This window comes from Dickeya fangzhongdai (assembly GCF_002812485.1).
Taxonomy (GTDB): domain Bacteria; phylum Pseudomonadota; class Gammaproteobacteria; order Enterobacterales; family Enterobacteriaceae; genus Dickeya; species Dickeya fangzhongdai.
Genome location: NZ_CP025003.1, coordinates 4,865,031 through 4,880,108 on the forward strand (window position 1 = coordinate 4,865,031; position 15,078 = coordinate 4,880,108).

Sequence of the window (15,078 nt, forward strand, 5' to 3'; positions counted from 1 at the left end):
CAAACGCCTTTCAACGTCATTTACCCGAGGAAGGAAAAAGATCATGAAAAACATCAAAACCATCGCTATCGCCGCTGCCCTTGCCACCGTATCTTTTGGTTCTTTCGCCGCCCAGAGCGTCAACTATGAGCAGGCCCAGCAACTGGAAAAAATCGGTTCCGTTTCCGCCACCGCCAACGATCTGAGCTCGCTTCAGGCCAAACTGGCCCATCAGGCTGAGGCCGCCGGCGCTTCCGCTTACACCATCACCTATGCTGGCGGCGACAACACCCTGCGCGGCAACGCGGTGATCTACAAATAATCGCCCACGCTCATCATTACCCTCGACCCCGGTGCCTGTGTCCCCCCGGGGTTTTTTCATTTCTGGCGGAACTCACGCCTACTTATCACCGCTGAACAGATGATCGTACACATGCTGGAGATGGCGTTCCATGCTGGCGCGTGCCCGGGCCGGGTCGCGCGCGACGATGGCGTCGGCAATATCGGCATGGTCCTGATTCATGGTGCGGGGAAAATCGGGGTCGGCGTAGAGCGTTTCCAGCCGCACAAACCGGCTGCTCTGACGCTTGTTCCACAGGTAATCCATCATGTCCTGCAGCACTTCATTGCCGGACATTTCACTGATCAACAGATGGAAGCGCTTGTCTTCGTGCAGAAATTGCGCGTCGTTGACGTGCAGGCGTGACAGATCGCGGGTGATATCCTGCAACGCGGCGCGTTGCTCGTCGGTGGCATGCACCGCCGCCAGCTCCGCCATCATTGCCTCATATACCTGACGGGCCTGAATGAACGCCCGCAGGCTGAATTCGTCTTCCGGCGGCGCGGCGGGCGGCGCGTCCGGCAGCGGGTCGTTGACGTACACGCCATTCCCGGTGCGAATCTCCACCCAACCGGTAATTTCCAGCGCAATCAGCGCCTCGCGGATGGACGAGCGGCTCACCCCCAGCTGTTTCGCCAGTTCACGCTCCGAGGGCAGCAGTTGCCCGGCCGTAAACTGACCGTTTCTGATACAGTTAATCAGCAGGTTGGATATCTGCCGGTACAGCCGCTCAACTTTCAGTGTGGGTAACACTATATCCCCTCCGGCCGCGCCAGCCGTGTCCTGTCAGCATATGCCCTATAAGCATATGTCCTGTAAACAATAGCCCGCAGCTTACCATAGCCGCCAAAACGCCAGAAAATTAAATGCCGCAGCGCCATACGCAGATGACAAGGCTGCTATCCATCTCACACCCGGGCGCCACAGCGGCCTCTTGCCTGATGTTTGCGTGATCTAAATCACAGAAATATCACCGCAGGTGGTGAATAGTGAACCGGTCTGGTGGCCTGACCACCAGACCGGTTATTATCCGATCCCGATGATTACTCAAGTCTATAGCTTAAGGAGCTACTTTATGGAACACACCTGGCGCTGGTACGGCCCCAACGATCCGGTGTCGCTGGATGATGCCCGCCAGGCGGGCGCGACCGGTATCGTCACCGCACTGCATCACATCCCGAATGGCGAAGTGTGGAGCGTTGAAGAGATTAAGAAACGCCAGGCGCAACTGGCTGAAAAAGGGTTGATCTGGTCGGTGGTGGAAAGCGTGCCGGTGCACGAAGCCATCAAAACCCAGACCGGCGACTACCGCCGCTACATCGCCAACTATCAGCAGTCGCTGCGTAATCTCGGCGCCTGCGGCATCGATACCGTGTGCTACAACTTTATGCCGGTGCTGGACTGGACCCGTACCGACCTGGAATACCCGCTGCCGGACGGCTCCCGGGCGCTGCGTTTTGACCACACCGCCTTCGCCGCCTTCGAACTGCACCTGCTCCAGCGCGCAGGCGCCGCCGCCGACTACACCGACGACGAACAACGCCAGGCCGCCGCCTATTTCGCCGCCATGACCGACGCGGACAAAGACAAGCTGACCCGCAATATTATCGCCGGTCTGCCGGGCGCCGAAGAAGGGTACACGCTGGAACAGTTCCGCGCCCAGCTGGCGCAGTACGACGGCATCGACAAGGCGAAATTGCGTGAGCACATGGCTGAATTCCTGCGGGCGATTGTGCCGGTGGCGGAAGAAGCCGGCATCGTACTGGCGGTGCATCCGGACGATCCGCCGCGCCCGATTCTCGGCCTGCCGCGCATCGTGTCCACCATTGAAGATATGCAGTGGCTGAAAGACGCCGTGGACAGCATCCATAACGGTTTCACCATGTGCACCGGGTCTTACGGCGTGCGGGCGGACAACGATCTGGTGAAGATGATCGAAACCTTCGCCGACCGCATCCACTTTACCCATTTGCGCGCTACCTGCCGCGAAGACAACCCGAAAAGCTTCCACGAAGCCGCGCACCTGCATGGCGATGTGGACATGGTGAAAGTGGTGAAAGCGATTCTGGCGGAAGAACACCGCCGCCGTCAGCAGGGCAACACCCGTGCCATTCCGATGCGCCCCGACCACGGCCACCAGATGCTGGATGACCTGAAGAAGAAAACCAACCCCGGTTATTCCGCCATCGGGCGGCTAAAAGGGCTGGCGGAAGTGCGCGGCGTCGAACTGGCGATCAAACAGACGTTCTTTAACGACTGATCCGCACACTCCCCTATACCCTAAATAATTCAAGTTGCAGGACAACACGCTCGCGTGTTGAACAACGCCACGCGTTGGCCCTTTAGGGCAAGGCTCAGAATGAGCCTTGTAACGCGGCGACGCAGCGAATCCCCAGGAGCTTACTCAAGTAAGTGACTGGGGTGAGCGACAACGCTGCCGGGAGCAGCGTTGAACGCGGTTTACCGCGGCCCCGAAGGGGCGAGGCCCAGGGATGGGCCGAGTAATAAAGCCAACGCATCTGCAGCTTGAAGTATGACGGGTATATATGTCTGGCCCGCGCGGGTCAGACATTCAACACAAACTTCTCGATAGCGTAAGCCACGCCGTCTTCACTGTTAGATTTGGTGACAAACTGGCTCGCCGCCTTGACCGCGTCGATAGCATTGCCCATCGCCACACCCAGCCCGGCGAACTCAATCATCGCCAGATCGTTTTCCTGATCGCCCAGCGCCATCACTTCATCACGTTCAAGGCCAAGGTGCTGCGCCAGCATTTTCACCCCTTCGCCTTTATTCACGCGCTGGTCCAGAATCTCCAGATAGAAAGCGGCGCTTTTCATGATGGTGTAACGCGTGAAATCTTCGAGCGGAATGCGAGCGATAGCGGCATCCAGTAACTCGGGTTCGTCAATCATCATCACTTTCGGGAAACGCAGACCAGGGTCCATTTCCTCCACCGCCCGGTATTTCAGCGGCATGCTGGTCAGATGGGACTCATGCACCGTGTAGGCGCTGATGTCTTTGTTGGCGGTGTAAACATAATTGAAATCAAGCGCATGGAAGTGCACGCCCAGCTCACGCGACAGCGCCTCGAAATGGAGGTAATCCTCAAAGCTCAGCGTGGTTTGCGCCACACATTCGCCCGTCGCCGTGCGTTGCACCAGCGCGCCGTTATTGGTGATGCAGTAATGTCCGTCCTGCTGCAGGCCCAGCTGTTGCAGATAGCGCTCGACGCCGATGAACGGACGCCCGGTAGCCAGCGCCACATAGACGCCTTTTTCGCGTGCGGCGACAATCGCCTGTTTCACCACTGGCGAGATTTGATTTTCCGGCGTCAGCAGCGTGCCGTCCATATCAATCGCAATCAGTTTTATCGCCATGAATTTCCCCAATAATCAGTTCAACTCCCTGCATGCTAGCGCGATTTCGCCGGGCGAAGCCAGAAAAACAGCGTCAGTTTCATGGCTCCTACATTAAAGCCCCCTCTACGCTGGCCGATATTATAAATGTGATGCAGTTCACAATAGGGACATGGTTCAGGCTGCACACGTTCACCTGCTGTTGATTTTTCTTTCATCCATTGAATGGCTTCACACAGGGGAGTTCTTATCATGTCCATTGAGCTGGTTTCCCATACTTCCTCTACCCAGACGCCTCTGGTTTCTCCCTCCACCGCCGGGAAGAAAAAACTGTCTACCCGCGCGCTGGTGCTGATTACCACGGTTTTCATCATTACCTGCGGCTTTATCCTTACTATTGGTTTTCTGCTGTGGCAATCCGGCCAGCAACAAAAAAACACCGCCCAACAACTACTGGAACAAACCGCCTACACCAGCGCCTATTCGGTGCAGAACCGGCTCGATATCGCGCTGTTTGCCGCCCGCGACCTGGCGCAGAGCGTGACCAGCCTGCGGGAAACCGGCGCGCCGGACCGCGCCACCGCCGAGCTGTTGCTGAAAAACGCGCTCAAAAGCCACCCGGATTTGCTGTCGATGTCGCTGGCATGGGAGCCGAACGCCTTTGACGGCAAAGACCAACAGTACGCCAGCCAGCCGGAGCAGGACCCGAAGGGCCGGTTTGTGCGCTACGTTGACCGCGACAACGCCGGTAAAGTGGCGCTGCACAACCTGACCGATTACGAAACGCCCGGCAGCGGCGATTACTATCTGCTGCCGCGCAAACTGCAAAAAGAAGTGATTCTCGAACCCTATAGCTACCCCTATAACGGCGTCGACGTACTGCTGACCTCGATTGCGGTGCCGATCATGATTGACGGCAAATTCTACGGTTCGGTAACCGCCGACTTCTCGCTGGATACGCTGCAGCAGATGGTCAACGGCATCAAACCTTATCAGGGCGCCGGTTACGCCACGATGTACTCCGCCTCCGGCACCTACATCGCCCATCCGGACAAGGCGCGCATCGCCAAAAAACTGGAGGGCGACCCGCCGCTGATGGATAGCATCGCCGCGGGCAAGCCCTATAACCGGCAGCGTTTCAACAGCTTCACCAACGCCGACATGATGAATGCCTACGTGCCGATCGCCATCGGCAATACCGGCACGCCGTGGATGCTGGGGGTGAGCGTGCCGGAACAGGTGGTGATGGCCGAATCGGTGCGGCTGCGTTACATCGGCGCACTCATGACCCTGCTTAGCATTCTGGTGGTGTCCGGGGTGATTGGCCTGATCTTCACCCGCAAGGTACTGCGCCCGGTGGGCGGCGAACCGGTGGAAGCGGCGGCGATCGCGCTGGCGGTGGCGCAAGGCGACCTGACGCTCCACATCCCGGTCCAACCCAAAGACACCAGCAGCATCTTCTATGCGATGTCGGAAATGCAGCAGCAGCTACGCAGCATCGTGGAACAACTGATGAGCACCAGCGAGTCGGTCAGTCACGGTGCGGTGGAAATCTCAGCCGGCAACGTCGATTTGGCGTCCCGTACCGAACAGCAGGCGGCGGCGCTGGAAGAAACCGCCGCCAGCATGGAACAGATCACCGCTACCGTGAAACAAAACGCCGATAACGCGCACAGCGCCACCCGACTGACGCAGAACGCGGCGCACATCGCCCAGCGCGGCGACGAAATTGTGGGTCAGGTGGTCAGCGTTATGGGCAGCATTGATGAAAGCTCGAAGAAAATCAGCGAGATCACCGGCATCATCAGCAGCATTGCTTTTCAGACCAACATTCTGGCGCTCAATGCGGCGGTGGAAGCGGCCCGCGCCGGCGAACAGGGTCGCGGTTTCGCGGTGGTGGCCGGCGAGGTGCGCAGTCTGGCCCAGCGCAGCGCCGATGCGGTAAAAGACATCACCGCGCTGATCGGCGAATCCGCCGAACGGGTCGGTCATGGGGTCGGCATGGTGGAAAGCGCCGGGAAAACCATGCGGGACATGCTGACCGCCGTGACGTCGGTCAACGACATCATGAGCGAGATTGTCGCCGCGTCCGACGAGCAGTCCCGCGGTATCAGTCAGGTGACGCAGGCGGTGCATGAAATGGACGGCGTCACCCAGCAAAACGCCGCGCTGGTACAGCAAGCCACTGCCGCCGCCGCTTCACTGGAAGATCAGGCCCGGCAACTGGCGCAACTGGTGCAGGTGTTCCGTATTCATTGATCACCTGGCGGAACCCCATCACGCAAAAGGCATAGCCGAATGGCTATGCCTTATTCGTATCCGCCTGCTCACCCGACCCTTATCAGAGCCGCTTCGGGCGGCTTATTCCTCTTCGTCACGCAGCGGCACAATCAGCATGTCGATGTGCACCGTATTGATCAGCTGGCGCGCGGACGACATCAGTTTGCTCCAGAAATCCTGATGATGACCGCACAGCACCAGGTCGACATCATACTTGCGGATGGCGTCAACCAGCACCTGGCCCAGATCGCCGCTGCCGCTCAGGGTTTCCGAGATCGGATAGCCGGCGTTTTCCGCCAGTTCCCTCAGGGCATTCTGGGTTTCTTCGGAAATACGTTGCTGCATGTCGCCCAGGTTGACATCGATCAGCCCGGTGTAGAGATCGGAGTAATTCACGTCAACATGGATCAAAGAGACTTTGGCATCATACGGTCGCGCCATGGAAACCGCTTTTTCCACTAACACCTTACTTTCCGGTGACAGGTCGACCGCGATAAGGATGTGTTTGTAAGCCATGATAAGCTCCTTCCGTAATGACTAACTGATGGGTCAGCAGATATTTCTCCTGCCAGTCTGATAACCGATGGCTGTAATGAGCATAGCACCCCGCTGATTCCGGGTTATGTTCAACAGATCACAACGCCACATATTTTGTAACGGTTCTGCGGATACTGGTAACTACTTGCCCTGAAGCGGCCGTCCATCTGCGCCGATACTGTTTATAGCTGATGACGGTTTATCGCTTATAACGGTGAAACCTCCCGCCCGTATGCAAAGTGTAGTTGAAAAGGGCGCGACCTACGGAGGAGAAAGCCGGTGTCAGATCAAAAGAAGTCGTGATGTTTTTTGCTTTCAGGAACCTTACGTCAGATATGGAAAAAAAACGCAAGGCTCTTCTACAATGAAATTGAGGGGGACCCTGCAGGCCCTTCTCCAGGCAAGGATACAGCGGTGAAGAAGAACACCCGGGCAACTCGCCATGGTCTGGCAGCCCCATAACATCGCGTGAATAACGTGTGGCATAAATACCCACAGATGTGATGTCGGCAGGACTCGACACGTGAAAGCATCTGATGGGTCATAATCCGGGAGGGAAGCATGATGATTAGTACATTTGCGCTTTTCTGGGCTTTATGTGTCGTCTGTGTCATCAATATGGCGCGATATTATTCTTCGTTACGAGTGCTGCTGCTGATACTGAGAGACTGCGATCCGCTACTGTACCAGTATGTGGACGGGGGCGGTTTTTTTACCTCCCACGGTCAGCCCAGTAAACAGTTGCGGTTGGTTCGCTACATCTACGCACAACGTTATCTTGATCATCACGACCCCGAGTTCATCCGTCGCTGCGCGCGGGTGCGCGGTCAGTTTCTGCTGACCTCCGCCTTGTGCGGGCTGATTGTGGTCAGTCTCATTGCCTTGATCATCTGGCACTGAGGCGGCCCGGCAGCGTAAACCGGTCGTGTTTCTATCAACCCCAACCCTATGCCCTGACAGCAGAAAGGCGGCCTGATGGCCGCCTTTCTTATACTTATACCCGCTACGGCTTTATCACCGTGCCGAGTCAGATCAGCTTCAGCGCCAGCCAGTACAGCACGCCGGAGAGCAACATTGATACCGGCAGGGTAAACACCCAGGCCAGCAGAATGCTTTTCACGGTTTTCCCCTGTACACCGCCGCCATCTACAATCATGGTTCCGGCCACCGCGGACGAGAGTACGTGAGTCGTGGAGACCGGCATGCCGGTATAGCTGGCGATACCGATGGACATCGCCGCCGTCACCTGCGCCGAAACGCCCTGCGCATAGGTCATGCCTTTTCTGCCAATCTTCTCGCCGATGGTCACCGCCACGCGCTTCCAGCCCACCATCGTGCCGAGCGACAGCGCCAGCGCCACCGCAACGATAATCCACAGCGGCGCATATTCCACCGTGTACAGCAAATCGCTGCGCAGATTGTTAAGCAGGCGTTTGTCGTCAGACGGGGTTTCCGGCAGCTTGACGACGCGATCCAGCGTATCGGCGATGCACATCAGCAAGCGGCGAGCGCGGGCGCGGTCATCCGCCGCCAGTTCATCGTAGCTTTTGACGTTATTCAGCAGCACCTGCACGCGGTCGATGGCGATCATCGCGCGGGAGGTATCACAGTGAAAATCCGGTTTATTGCCGGTGGACGGAATCACGTTTTCCGGCGCCGGAATCACCGGATGCGACAGGTCGATCACATGCGTCAGCGCCGCGCTGTGAGACTGGTAGTACGTCTGCAGGTTCACCACCGCGTCGCGGGTGCGGCTGATATCGTAACCGGACGCATTCATGTTCAGCATAAATCCGGCCGGCGCCACGCCAATCAGCACCAGCATGATCAGACCGATGCCTTTCTGGCCGTCGTTCGCGCCATGCGAGAAGCTCACGCCCACCGCAGACAGGATCAGCGCGGTACGGGTCCAGAACGGCGGTTTGCGCTTACCGTCCTGTTTTTCGCGCTCGGCCGGCGTCAGGTGAACGCGTTGGCGCTTCTTATTACTGCTCCAGTAACGACGCAGCAGATACACCATCAACCCGGCGATGATCATGCCGACCACAGGCGACACCAGCAGCGACAGGAAGATACTGACCATTTTAGGAATATTGAGCGCATCCACCACCGACGTATGGGTCACCAACGCATTGGTCAGACCGATACCGATAATGGAACCGATCAGCGTATGCGAACTGGAAGCAGGCAGCCCGAAATACCAGGTTCCCAGGTTCCAGATGATCGCCGCCAGCAGCATGGAAAACACCATCGCCAGCCCGTGGGTGGAGCTAACGTTCAGCAGCAGATCGGTCGGCAGCAGGTGAACAATGGCGTACGCGACGCTCAGCCCGCCCAGCAATACCCCGAGAAAGTTGAAAACCCCGGCCATGACAACCGCCAGTTGGGCACGCATCGCACGGGTATAGATAACAGTGGCTACCGCGTTGGCGGTATCGTGAAAGCCGTTAATGGCTTCGTAGAACAGAACGAATAGCAGAGCGAGAACCAGCATCAGACCGGTGTGGAAATCAAGCCCGGCAAATAAATGTAGCATAAGTGTTAGGCCATGTAGTGGTCATGAACGCGGCGCATTATCGGCGACAAGCGGAAACGGGAAAAGCAAAATATGACATTATTTTGACTTAATTTACGCCATTCTTGCCGGTGACAATGTTTTAGTTAATTAAAATCAAGGCATTATTGTTTTTACCCCTCCACACACTTTGTTACCGGCAAACGGCGGCAGCGCAGCATGGCGCAAGGAACAAGGCGCACCTGGGCGATGACCGGCGTCGGGACATCGCCTATAATCGGCCGCCCTGTGGGGCAATGGCATGGCGGAACAACGGGAGAGTAATGTGGAACAGTTTGACGTAATCATCATTGGCGCGGGCGCGGCCGGGCTGTTCTGTGCGGCGCAGGCAGGCCAGAAAGGACTGCGGGCGCTGCTGGTGGACAACGGCAAAAAACCGGGCCGCAAGATTCTGATGTCCGGCGGCGGACGCTGCAACTTCACCAATATGTACGCCGAGCCGGCAGCCTACCTGTCGAGCAACCCACACTTTTGCAAATCCGCCCTCGCCCGCTACACCCAATGGGATTTCATCAGCCTGGTAAACCGCCACGGCATCGCGTATCACGAAAAAACCCTCGGCCAACTGTTCTGCGACGATTCCGCGCAGCAGATTGTCGATATGCTGATGAAAGAGTGCGAAACCGGTAAGGTGACGCTGCGTCTGCGCAGCGAGGTGCTGTCGGTGGAAAAAACCGATCGGTTCCTGGTGAAGCTCAACACCGGGGTGGTACAGGCGCCGGCGCTGGTGATCGCCAGCGGCGGGCTGTCGATGCCGGGGCTGGGCGCTACGCCGTTCGGTTATCAACTGGCGACGCAGTTTGGCCTCAACGTATTACCGACCCGCGCCGCGCTGGTGCCGTTTACCCTACATAAGCCGCTGCTGGAACAGTTGCAGACGCTCTCCGGCGTGTCGGTGCCGGCGGTGGTCACGGCCGAAAACGGCACCACCTTCCGCGAAAATATTCTGTTTACTCACCGCGGCCTGTCCGGCCCGGCGATCCTGCAGCTGTCCAGCTACTGGCAGCCGGGAGAATTCGTCACCATCAACCTGTTGCCGAACCTTGATCTGACCGAATGCCTTAACAACGAACGTCTGGCGCATCCGAACCAGAGCCTGAAAAACACATTGGCTCAGTGGCTGCCGAAGCGGCTGGTGGAATGCCTGCAGGCGCTGGGGCAGTTACCGGACGTCACGCTAAAACAGCTCAACAAGCCACAGCAGGCCGAGGTGGAAATCACGCTGCAACAATGGCGGGTACAGCCTAACGGCACCGAAGGCTACCGTACGGCGGAAGTGACGCTCGGCGGCGTCGATACCCGCGAACTGTCGTCAAAAACGATGGAAGCCGGCAAAGTGCCGGGGCTGTACTTCATCGGTGAAGTGGTGGACGTCACCGGCTGGCTCGGCGGTTACAACTTCCAGTGGGCCTGGAGCTCCGCCTGGGCGTGTGCGCAGGCGCTGGGGTAACGATGGACTCCAGCATAGCAACCGGTTCCTTTCATCCGTTAATCCTCCCATTGTTACTTTTCTCAAAAACAACAAAGCCGCCCGAAGGCGGCCATTGTTGCGCATGATAACGGTAAACCGGTTATCAGTTGTACAGTTCAGCCACGCCGCGCATCTGGTTTTCACCGGAGGTGGCGGAGATGATGCGGAACGATTTGGCACCGGCTGCGTTCGCTTTTTCAGACAGGCTGGCTTGCAGACCGTCCAGCGTAGCAGCAGTGGCGCTGACAGAGCCAACAGACAGGCTGGCGGACTGCTGTACTTCAGTTGCTGCAAAAGTGCCGAAAGAAACGGTAGCCAGGGCGATAACTGCAACAATATTTTTGATAGCTTTCATGGTCAATATCCTTCACGTTGAATTTGGTTGGTTTCTTTAGTGAAAGCGTCTTCGCTTTCGATGGAAGTGATAATAGACCTGTTGCTGCGACGTTAAAATCGGGTTTATTTGCAGATATCTTTCAAAAAAAATGAATAAAAAATAACCATGAATTGCCTGTCACCCGCAGACCCCGCCGCGGGTGACAGACGCGCCGGTTATTGCAACTCGACCCACAACGGGTGGTGATCGGAGCCCTGATTCTCGGTATCCGCCCAGCAACGGCGTACCGTCAGCCCCAGCGATGGCGTCAACAGGCAGTGATCGATACGGCCGCCGACATTCGGATGGGTAGAACCGCTATTCTCCGGCAGACCGGCGGCGACCCAGGCATCCATCAACCCGCGGTGCCGAACCAACCGGCCGTGATGCGGCGACACCGGCCCAATCAGACGGCTGTACTCCTCGCTGTCCGGCAGGCAGTTCAAGTCCCCCATTAGGATCATCTCCAGCGGCATCACCGGCATCCGACCTTCGGTCCAGCCCGCGGCCGGATCAGGATGACCGCCGCACCAGGCGCCGCCTTCATCCGGGGCGCGGGCGAAAAGCGCCAGCATCGCCTCCACCTGCGGCAACCGGGTATCGGCGCACAGGTGACTAAGGTGGGTGTTATAGACGCGGATCGCCCCGGCGCCGGTGTCGATCACCGTTTCCAGCACGCCTTGCTGAATTGAGTGCTGGGTCAGGGTACCGAACTTCGGCAGCGGAAAGTTACGGCTGGAGAGAATCGGCCAGCGGGACAGCGTCAGGGTGCCGAACTGACGACGACGATTGACGACCCGGCCGTCCGCCGCCACGGTGCTGGCATCCATGTCCAGATTGGCGCCGTAGACCCAGTGGTATTCACCCAGCAGCGCCGCCAGCTCCGCCGGTTGATCCATCATGCCGGAGCGCTGCCAGAAGCGTTCCACTTCCTGCATACAGATGATATCCGCACCGCGTACTTCATCGGCGATGCGAGCCAAATCGTAGCGGCCATCGCGGCCAAGACCGTATTGAATGTTGTAGCTGACAATGTGCATAAGGCAACCTGTTGGTAAGTGGACGTTAACCTGCCGTCCGGCAGGCGAAAACCGTATTGGCAGGCAGCACGACGCCGGCATCGGGCAGGCGGTTGCCGTCGGCGTCAAACAACAACAAGGCATCAACCGACAGCGACACCCCGACTGACATCCCCGCGTCGTACTGCGCCATCGAACCGGCCGCCAGCGCCTGCAACGGGCCGAGCGGCGTGTGCAGGCGGTACAGAATCTCCCGCCCCATCGGCTCGACGTGTTCAATGCGCCCGGACAGCGGGCCGGCGCTCGGCGGCGTCAGGGCGACGTCTTCCGGCCGGATGCCGAGCGTCAGCGCGCCGTGATACGTCGATGACAACCCCCAGCGTGTTTCACCCACCGTCAATTGATAGCCGCTGGCCTGTCCCGGCAGCAGGCAGATAGGCGGCGAGCCGATAAAGCCGGCGACAAAGGTATTGGCGGGCTGACGATAGAGCTGTTGCGGGGTGCCTATCTGCTCCACCCGCCCCTGATTCATACAGATAATGCGGCTGGCAAGCGTCATGGCTTCCAGCTGATCGTGCGTCACCATCAGCGTGGTGGCGCGCGAGCGGGCGTGAATCGCTTTTAGCTCGGTGCGCATCGTCATGCGCAAGGTGGCGTCGAGGTTGGACAGCGGCTCGTCCAGCAGCAACAGCGACGGCCGCTTAACCAACGCCCGCGCCAGCGCCACCCGCTGCTGCTGGCCGCCGGACAGCGCCGCCGGTTTGCGATCCAGCAATTCCGTCACCTGCACCAGCGCCGCCGCGTCCCGTATCCGCTGGTCGCGCTCGTCGCGTTCAGCAGGCTTGAAACGCAGCGGAAACGCGATGTTGTCGTACACATTCAGGTGCGGGTACAGCGCGTAAGACTGGAACACCACGCCAACGTTGCGATCGCGCGCATCCACGCCGTTCACCCGCTGGCCGTCGAACAAAATATGCCCTTGCGTCGGCGCATACAGCCCGGCCAGCAAAAACAGCGTGGTGGATTTGCCGCAGCCGGACGGCCCGAGGATCGCCACAAATTCGCCGTCAGCCAGCGTCAGGTTAACCGGGTGCAGCACCGGTGTATCGCCCCAGGCTTTGGTGACGCCATCAAGCACAATTTCCGCCATAATCTTAGCCTTTGATTCCACCGACGCTCATTTGCGTCAGGTATTTTTGGGTTAACAGGTACAGCGCCAGCACCGGAAGGATGTAGATGACGCCCACGGCGGCAATCAGCCCGGAATCCGCGCCCATGCTGTCTTGCGATGCCCAGAACAGGTACAGGCTCATGGTCATCCTGCCGCTGTCGATCAGCAGGGTGCGCACAAAAATGTACTCCTCCCAGCCGCGCAGAAAGGCGAAGGTAGCGATGGCGATCATGCCGCCGGTCACCTGCGGCAGCACCACCAGTCGGAATGCCTGAAAGCGGCTGGCGCCGTCGGTAATGGCGCTCATTTCGATATCCCACGACACGCCGTCGAAAAAATTCTTCATCACGAAGATGGCGAACGGCAGCTCAAGCGCGCACATCACCAGCATCACGCCCCACAGGCTGTTGAGCAGCCCCATCCAGTAGAGCTGGATAAAGATCGCCACCGTCAGCGCCATCACCGGAAAGGCGTGCAACAGCAGCAGGACCTTTAGCACCCCTTCACGCCGTCGGAAACCGAGCCGGGACAGGGCATAGGCGGCAGGCACCGCCAGCAGCGTCACCAGCAGCGTGTGGCCGGCGGCGAACAGCAGCGAGTTGCCAAGCGCGGTCCAGACAGACGGCAACGTACCGCTCTGCATACCGGTAGCCTGCACGTCCGGGTTCCACAGAAAACGGTAGTTGTGCCATGTGAGTTGCGGAGCGACCCACAGGCCGAACACCAGCAGCGCCGCCAGCCCGACCAACCACCGCAAACGTCGGACGCGCTGTTCGGTGCGCGCCCGCCAGGCGACGGCGAGCAGCAATCCGTACGCCAGCGCCGCGATCGTCAGCAACCGCCACAGCACCTGATACTCGCTGCCGCCATCCCGATGGGTAAACGAGATCGCCAGCAGCCACAGATAGGGCGTCACAATCGGTATCGATACCAGCGTCAGAAACAGCACCACGCTCGCCAGAAAACCCACCCGATTCCAGCGCGAGCGCGCCGCCTGACGCGCCCAGTCGACAGCGGTCATCGTCGTCATCGCATCACCTCGATACGCGGCGGGGTAAACTGCGCGCGCATATTCATCATCCGCCACTGCAACAGCGTCAGCAGCACGCCGAACACCATCAACCCCAGCGCCAGCATAGCGCCGTAGCCATAAGCGCCGGACTCGAAGGCGCGCCGGTAAATGTAGAGCGCGTAGGTGGTGGTGTCGTACACCGGGCCGCCGCCGGTAATCAGCAGGATGTACTCGTAGGTCACCAGCAGCGACAGCGCCTGATACAACGCGATGAAACACACCGGGCTTTTCAGCGCCGGCAGCACCACATGACGAATCACCGACCACTCCCCGGCGCCGTCTACCCGCGCGGCATGCCACAGATGAGCCGGAATGGCGCGAATCGTGGAGGCGAGAATCACCATCGCAAAAGAAGCGCCCACCAGGCCGTTCGCCACCACAATCAGTATCATTGGATGGTCGTTGCGCAGATTGAGCGGCGGCAGCCCGAATACGCCGACCACCACCTGATTGCTCAGGCTGTGGGGCGATGGGTCTGCCGCCCAGATCCACAACAGCGCGTACAGCACCGACGGCGAAATCCGCGGCAAAAACCAGATGCCGCGAAACAGCGCGCCCAGTGCCGGCGGCACGGCGGTGGTGGCAATCGCCAGCACGATGCCCAACCCCAGGTTGAACAGCAGCAGCGTACTGGCGACATACACCAGCGTGGTCAGCAGGATGGCGGGCAGACGTTTGTCCGCCACCAGCAACCGCATCAGGTTGTCGGCGCCAAAGGCGCTTATCTGCAAATTGCTGCCCATGTCGCTAAAGGCAATCACCAGATTGAGCAGCATCGGCGCGACAAAAAACACCGCCAGCACCGAGATGGCGGGAGCCAGCCAGCGCGCGGGATGCACGCCGGTCGGGCGATTCGGGAACGTTACAGGCATACGCCACCTCGCTCGTCAGAGCCGGAG

14 protein-coding genes are annotated in these 15,078 nt (G+C 59.0%); 5 read left to right on the forward strand and 9 right to left on the reverse strand.

Features of this window, described 5'->3' with window-relative positions; genetic code table 11:
- Positions 1–43 precede the first annotated feature (43 nt).
- Entirely contained in the window at positions 44–301 is a 258-nt protein-coding gene (bhsA, locus tag CVE23_RS21835; RefSeq protein ID WP_042858122.1) for a multiple stress resistance protein BhsA, read from the forward strand.
- A 78-nt stretch (positions 302–379) separates the two neighbouring features.
- Here the strand turns inward: bhsA and CVE23_RS21840 are convergent, their stop codons facing one another.
- Positions 380–1,075: a FadR/GntR family transcriptional regulator gene (locus CVE23_RS21840; protein ID WP_038917389.1), complete on the reverse strand. Its 696-nt coding sequence runs from the start codon at positions 1,073–1,075 to the stop codon at positions 380–382.
- Between the two features lie 319 nt (positions 1,076–1,394).
- Between CVE23_RS21840 and uxuA the strand changes: the two genes are divergently transcribed.
- Positions 1,395–2,579: a mannonate dehydratase gene (gene uxuA, locus CVE23_RS21845; RefSeq protein WP_038917388.1), complete on the forward strand. Its 1,185-nt coding sequence runs from the start codon at positions 1,395–1,397 to the stop codon at positions 2,577–2,579.
- A 304-nt stretch (positions 2,580–2,883) separates the two neighbouring features.
- Here the strand turns inward: uxuA and yidA are convergent, their stop codons facing one another.
- On the reverse strand, positions 2,884–3,699 hold the full coding sequence (gene yidA, locus CVE23_RS21855) for a sugar-phosphatase (RefSeq protein ID WP_100850333.1): 816 nt from the start codon (positions 3,697–3,699) through the stop codon (positions 2,884–2,886).
- Positions 3,700–3,930: 231 nt separating this feature from the next.
- On the opposite strand from yidA, the gene CVE23_RS21860 reads away from it, so the two are divergent.
- The gene (locus tag CVE23_RS21860) at positions 3,931–5,937 is read left to right on the forward strand and encodes a methyl-accepting chemotaxis protein (protein WP_100850334.1); all 2,007 of its coding nucleotides are present in this window, start codon (positions 3,931–3,933) and stop codon (positions 5,935–5,937) included.
- 102 nt (positions 5,938–6,039) lie between these two features.
- Here the strand turns inward: CVE23_RS21860 and uspA are convergent, their stop codons facing one another.
- Entirely contained in the window at positions 6,040–6,474 is a 435-nt protein-coding gene (gene uspA, locus CVE23_RS21865) for a universal stress protein UspA (protein WP_033568931.1), read from the reverse strand.
- Between the two features lie 585 nt (positions 6,475–7,059).
- Here uspA and uspB point away from each other — a divergent pair.
- Positions 7,060–7,395, forward strand: a complete 336-nt coding sequence (uspB, locus tag CVE23_RS21870; protein ID WP_038920750.1) for a universal stress protein UspB — start codon at positions 7,060–7,062, stop codon at positions 7,393–7,395.
- Positions 7,396–7,522: 127 nt separating this feature from the next.
- On the opposite strand, the gene pitA is transcribed toward uspB, so the two are convergent.
- Positions 7,523–9,031 (reverse strand): inorganic phosphate transporter PitA, encoded by a 1,509-nt coding sequence (pitA, locus tag CVE23_RS21875; protein WP_038917382.1) that lies wholly within the window; start codon positions 9,029–9,031, stop codon positions 7,523–7,525.
- Between the two features lie 304 nt (positions 9,032–9,335).
- Between pitA and CVE23_RS21880 the strand changes: the two genes are divergently transcribed.
- On the forward strand, positions 9,336–10,520 hold the full coding sequence (locus CVE23_RS21880) for a BaiN/RdsA family NAD(P)/FAD-dependent oxidoreductase (protein WP_049853826.1): 1,185 nt from the start codon (positions 9,336–9,338) through the stop codon (positions 10,518–10,520).
- A 124-nt stretch (positions 10,521–10,644) separates the two neighbouring features.
- Here the strand turns inward: CVE23_RS21880 and CVE23_RS21885 are convergent, their stop codons facing one another.
- The 5 genes from CVE23_RS21885 to CVE23_RS21905 form a co-directional block, all read right to left on the reverse strand.
- Complete coding sequence (locus CVE23_RS21885; protein WP_038917381.1) at positions 10,645–10,896, reverse strand: YdgH/BhsA/McbA family protein; 252 nt, start codon at positions 10,894–10,896, stop codon at positions 10,645–10,647.
- Between the two features lie 197 nt (positions 10,897–11,093).
- Positions 11,094–11,957 (reverse strand): endonuclease/exonuclease/phosphatase family protein, encoded by an 864-nt coding sequence (locus CVE23_RS21890; RefSeq protein WP_100850335.1) that lies wholly within the window; start codon positions 11,955–11,957, stop codon positions 11,094–11,096.
- Positions 11,958–11,982: 25 nt separating this feature from the next.
- Positions 11,983–13,086 carry an ABC transporter ATP-binding protein gene (locus CVE23_RS21895; RefSeq protein ID WP_100850336.1) on the reverse strand — a complete coding sequence of 368 codons (1,104 nt, stop codon included), beginning with the start codon at positions 13,084–13,086 and terminating at the stop codon, positions 11,983–11,985.
- 4 nt (positions 13,087–13,090) lie between these two features.
- Complete coding sequence (locus tag CVE23_RS21900; RefSeq protein ID WP_100850337.1) at positions 13,091–14,137, reverse strand: carbohydrate ABC transporter permease; 1,047 nt, start codon at positions 14,135–14,137, stop codon at positions 13,091–13,093.
- Positions 14,134–15,051, reverse strand: coding sequence for a carbohydrate ABC transporter permease (locus CVE23_RS21905; RefSeq protein ID WP_100850338.1), 918 nt, complete (start codon positions 15,049–15,051; stop codon positions 14,134–14,136). Before CVE23_RS21905 ends, CVE23_RS21900 begins: the two co-directional genes overlap by 4 nt.
- Between the last annotated feature and the right edge of the window lie 27 nt (positions 15,052–15,078).

What these genes read in the sequence shown, in the direction of transcription:
- CVE23_RS21890 (WP_100850335.1), bottom strand. Translation starts at nt 11,957, where the DNA reads ATGCACATTGTCAGCTACAACATTCAATACGGTCTTGGCCGCGATGGC.
- CVE23_RS21900 (WP_100850337.1), bottom strand. Translation starts at nt 14,137, where the DNA reads ATGACGACGATGACCGCTGTCGACTGGGCGCGTCAGGCGGCGCGCTCG.
- CVE23_RS21885 (WP_038917381.1), bottom strand. Translation starts at nt 10,896, where the DNA reads ATGAAAGCTATCAAAAATATTGTTGCAGTTATCGCCCTGGCTACCGTT.
- CVE23_RS21860 (WP_100850334.1), top strand. Translation starts at nt 3,931, where the DNA reads ATGTCCATTGAGCTGGTTTCCCATACTTCCTCTACCCAGACGCCTCTG.
- bhsA (WP_042858122.1), top strand. Translation starts at nt 44, where the DNA reads ATGAAAAACATCAAAACCATCGCTATCGCCGCTGCCCTTGCCACCGTA.
- CVE23_RS21895 (WP_100850336.1), bottom strand. Translation starts at nt 13,086, where the DNA reads ATGGCGGAAATTGTGCTTGATGGCGTCACCAAAGCCTGGGGCGATACA.
- pitA (WP_038917382.1), bottom strand. Translation starts at nt 9,031, where the DNA reads ATGCTACATTTATTTGCCGGGCTTGATTTCCACACCGGTCTGATGCTG.
- yidA (WP_100850333.1), bottom strand. Translation starts at nt 3,699, where the DNA reads ATGGCGATAAAACTGATTGCGATTGATATGGACGGCACGCTGCTGACG.
- CVE23_RS21905 (WP_100850338.1), bottom strand. Translation starts at nt 15,051, where the DNA reads ATGCCTGTAACGTTCCCGAATCGCCCGACCGGCGTGCATCCCGCGCGC.
- uspB (WP_038920750.1), top strand. Translation starts at nt 7,060, where the DNA reads ATGATTAGTACATTTGCGCTTTTCTGGGCTTTATGTGTCGTCTGTGTC.
- uxuA (WP_038917388.1), top strand. Translation starts at nt 1,395, where the DNA reads ATGGAACACACCTGGCGCTGGTACGGCCCCAACGATCCGGTGTCGCTG.
- uspA (WP_033568931.1), bottom strand. Translation starts at nt 6,474, where the DNA reads ATGGCTTACAAACACATCCTTATCGCGGTCGACCTGTCACCGGAAAGT.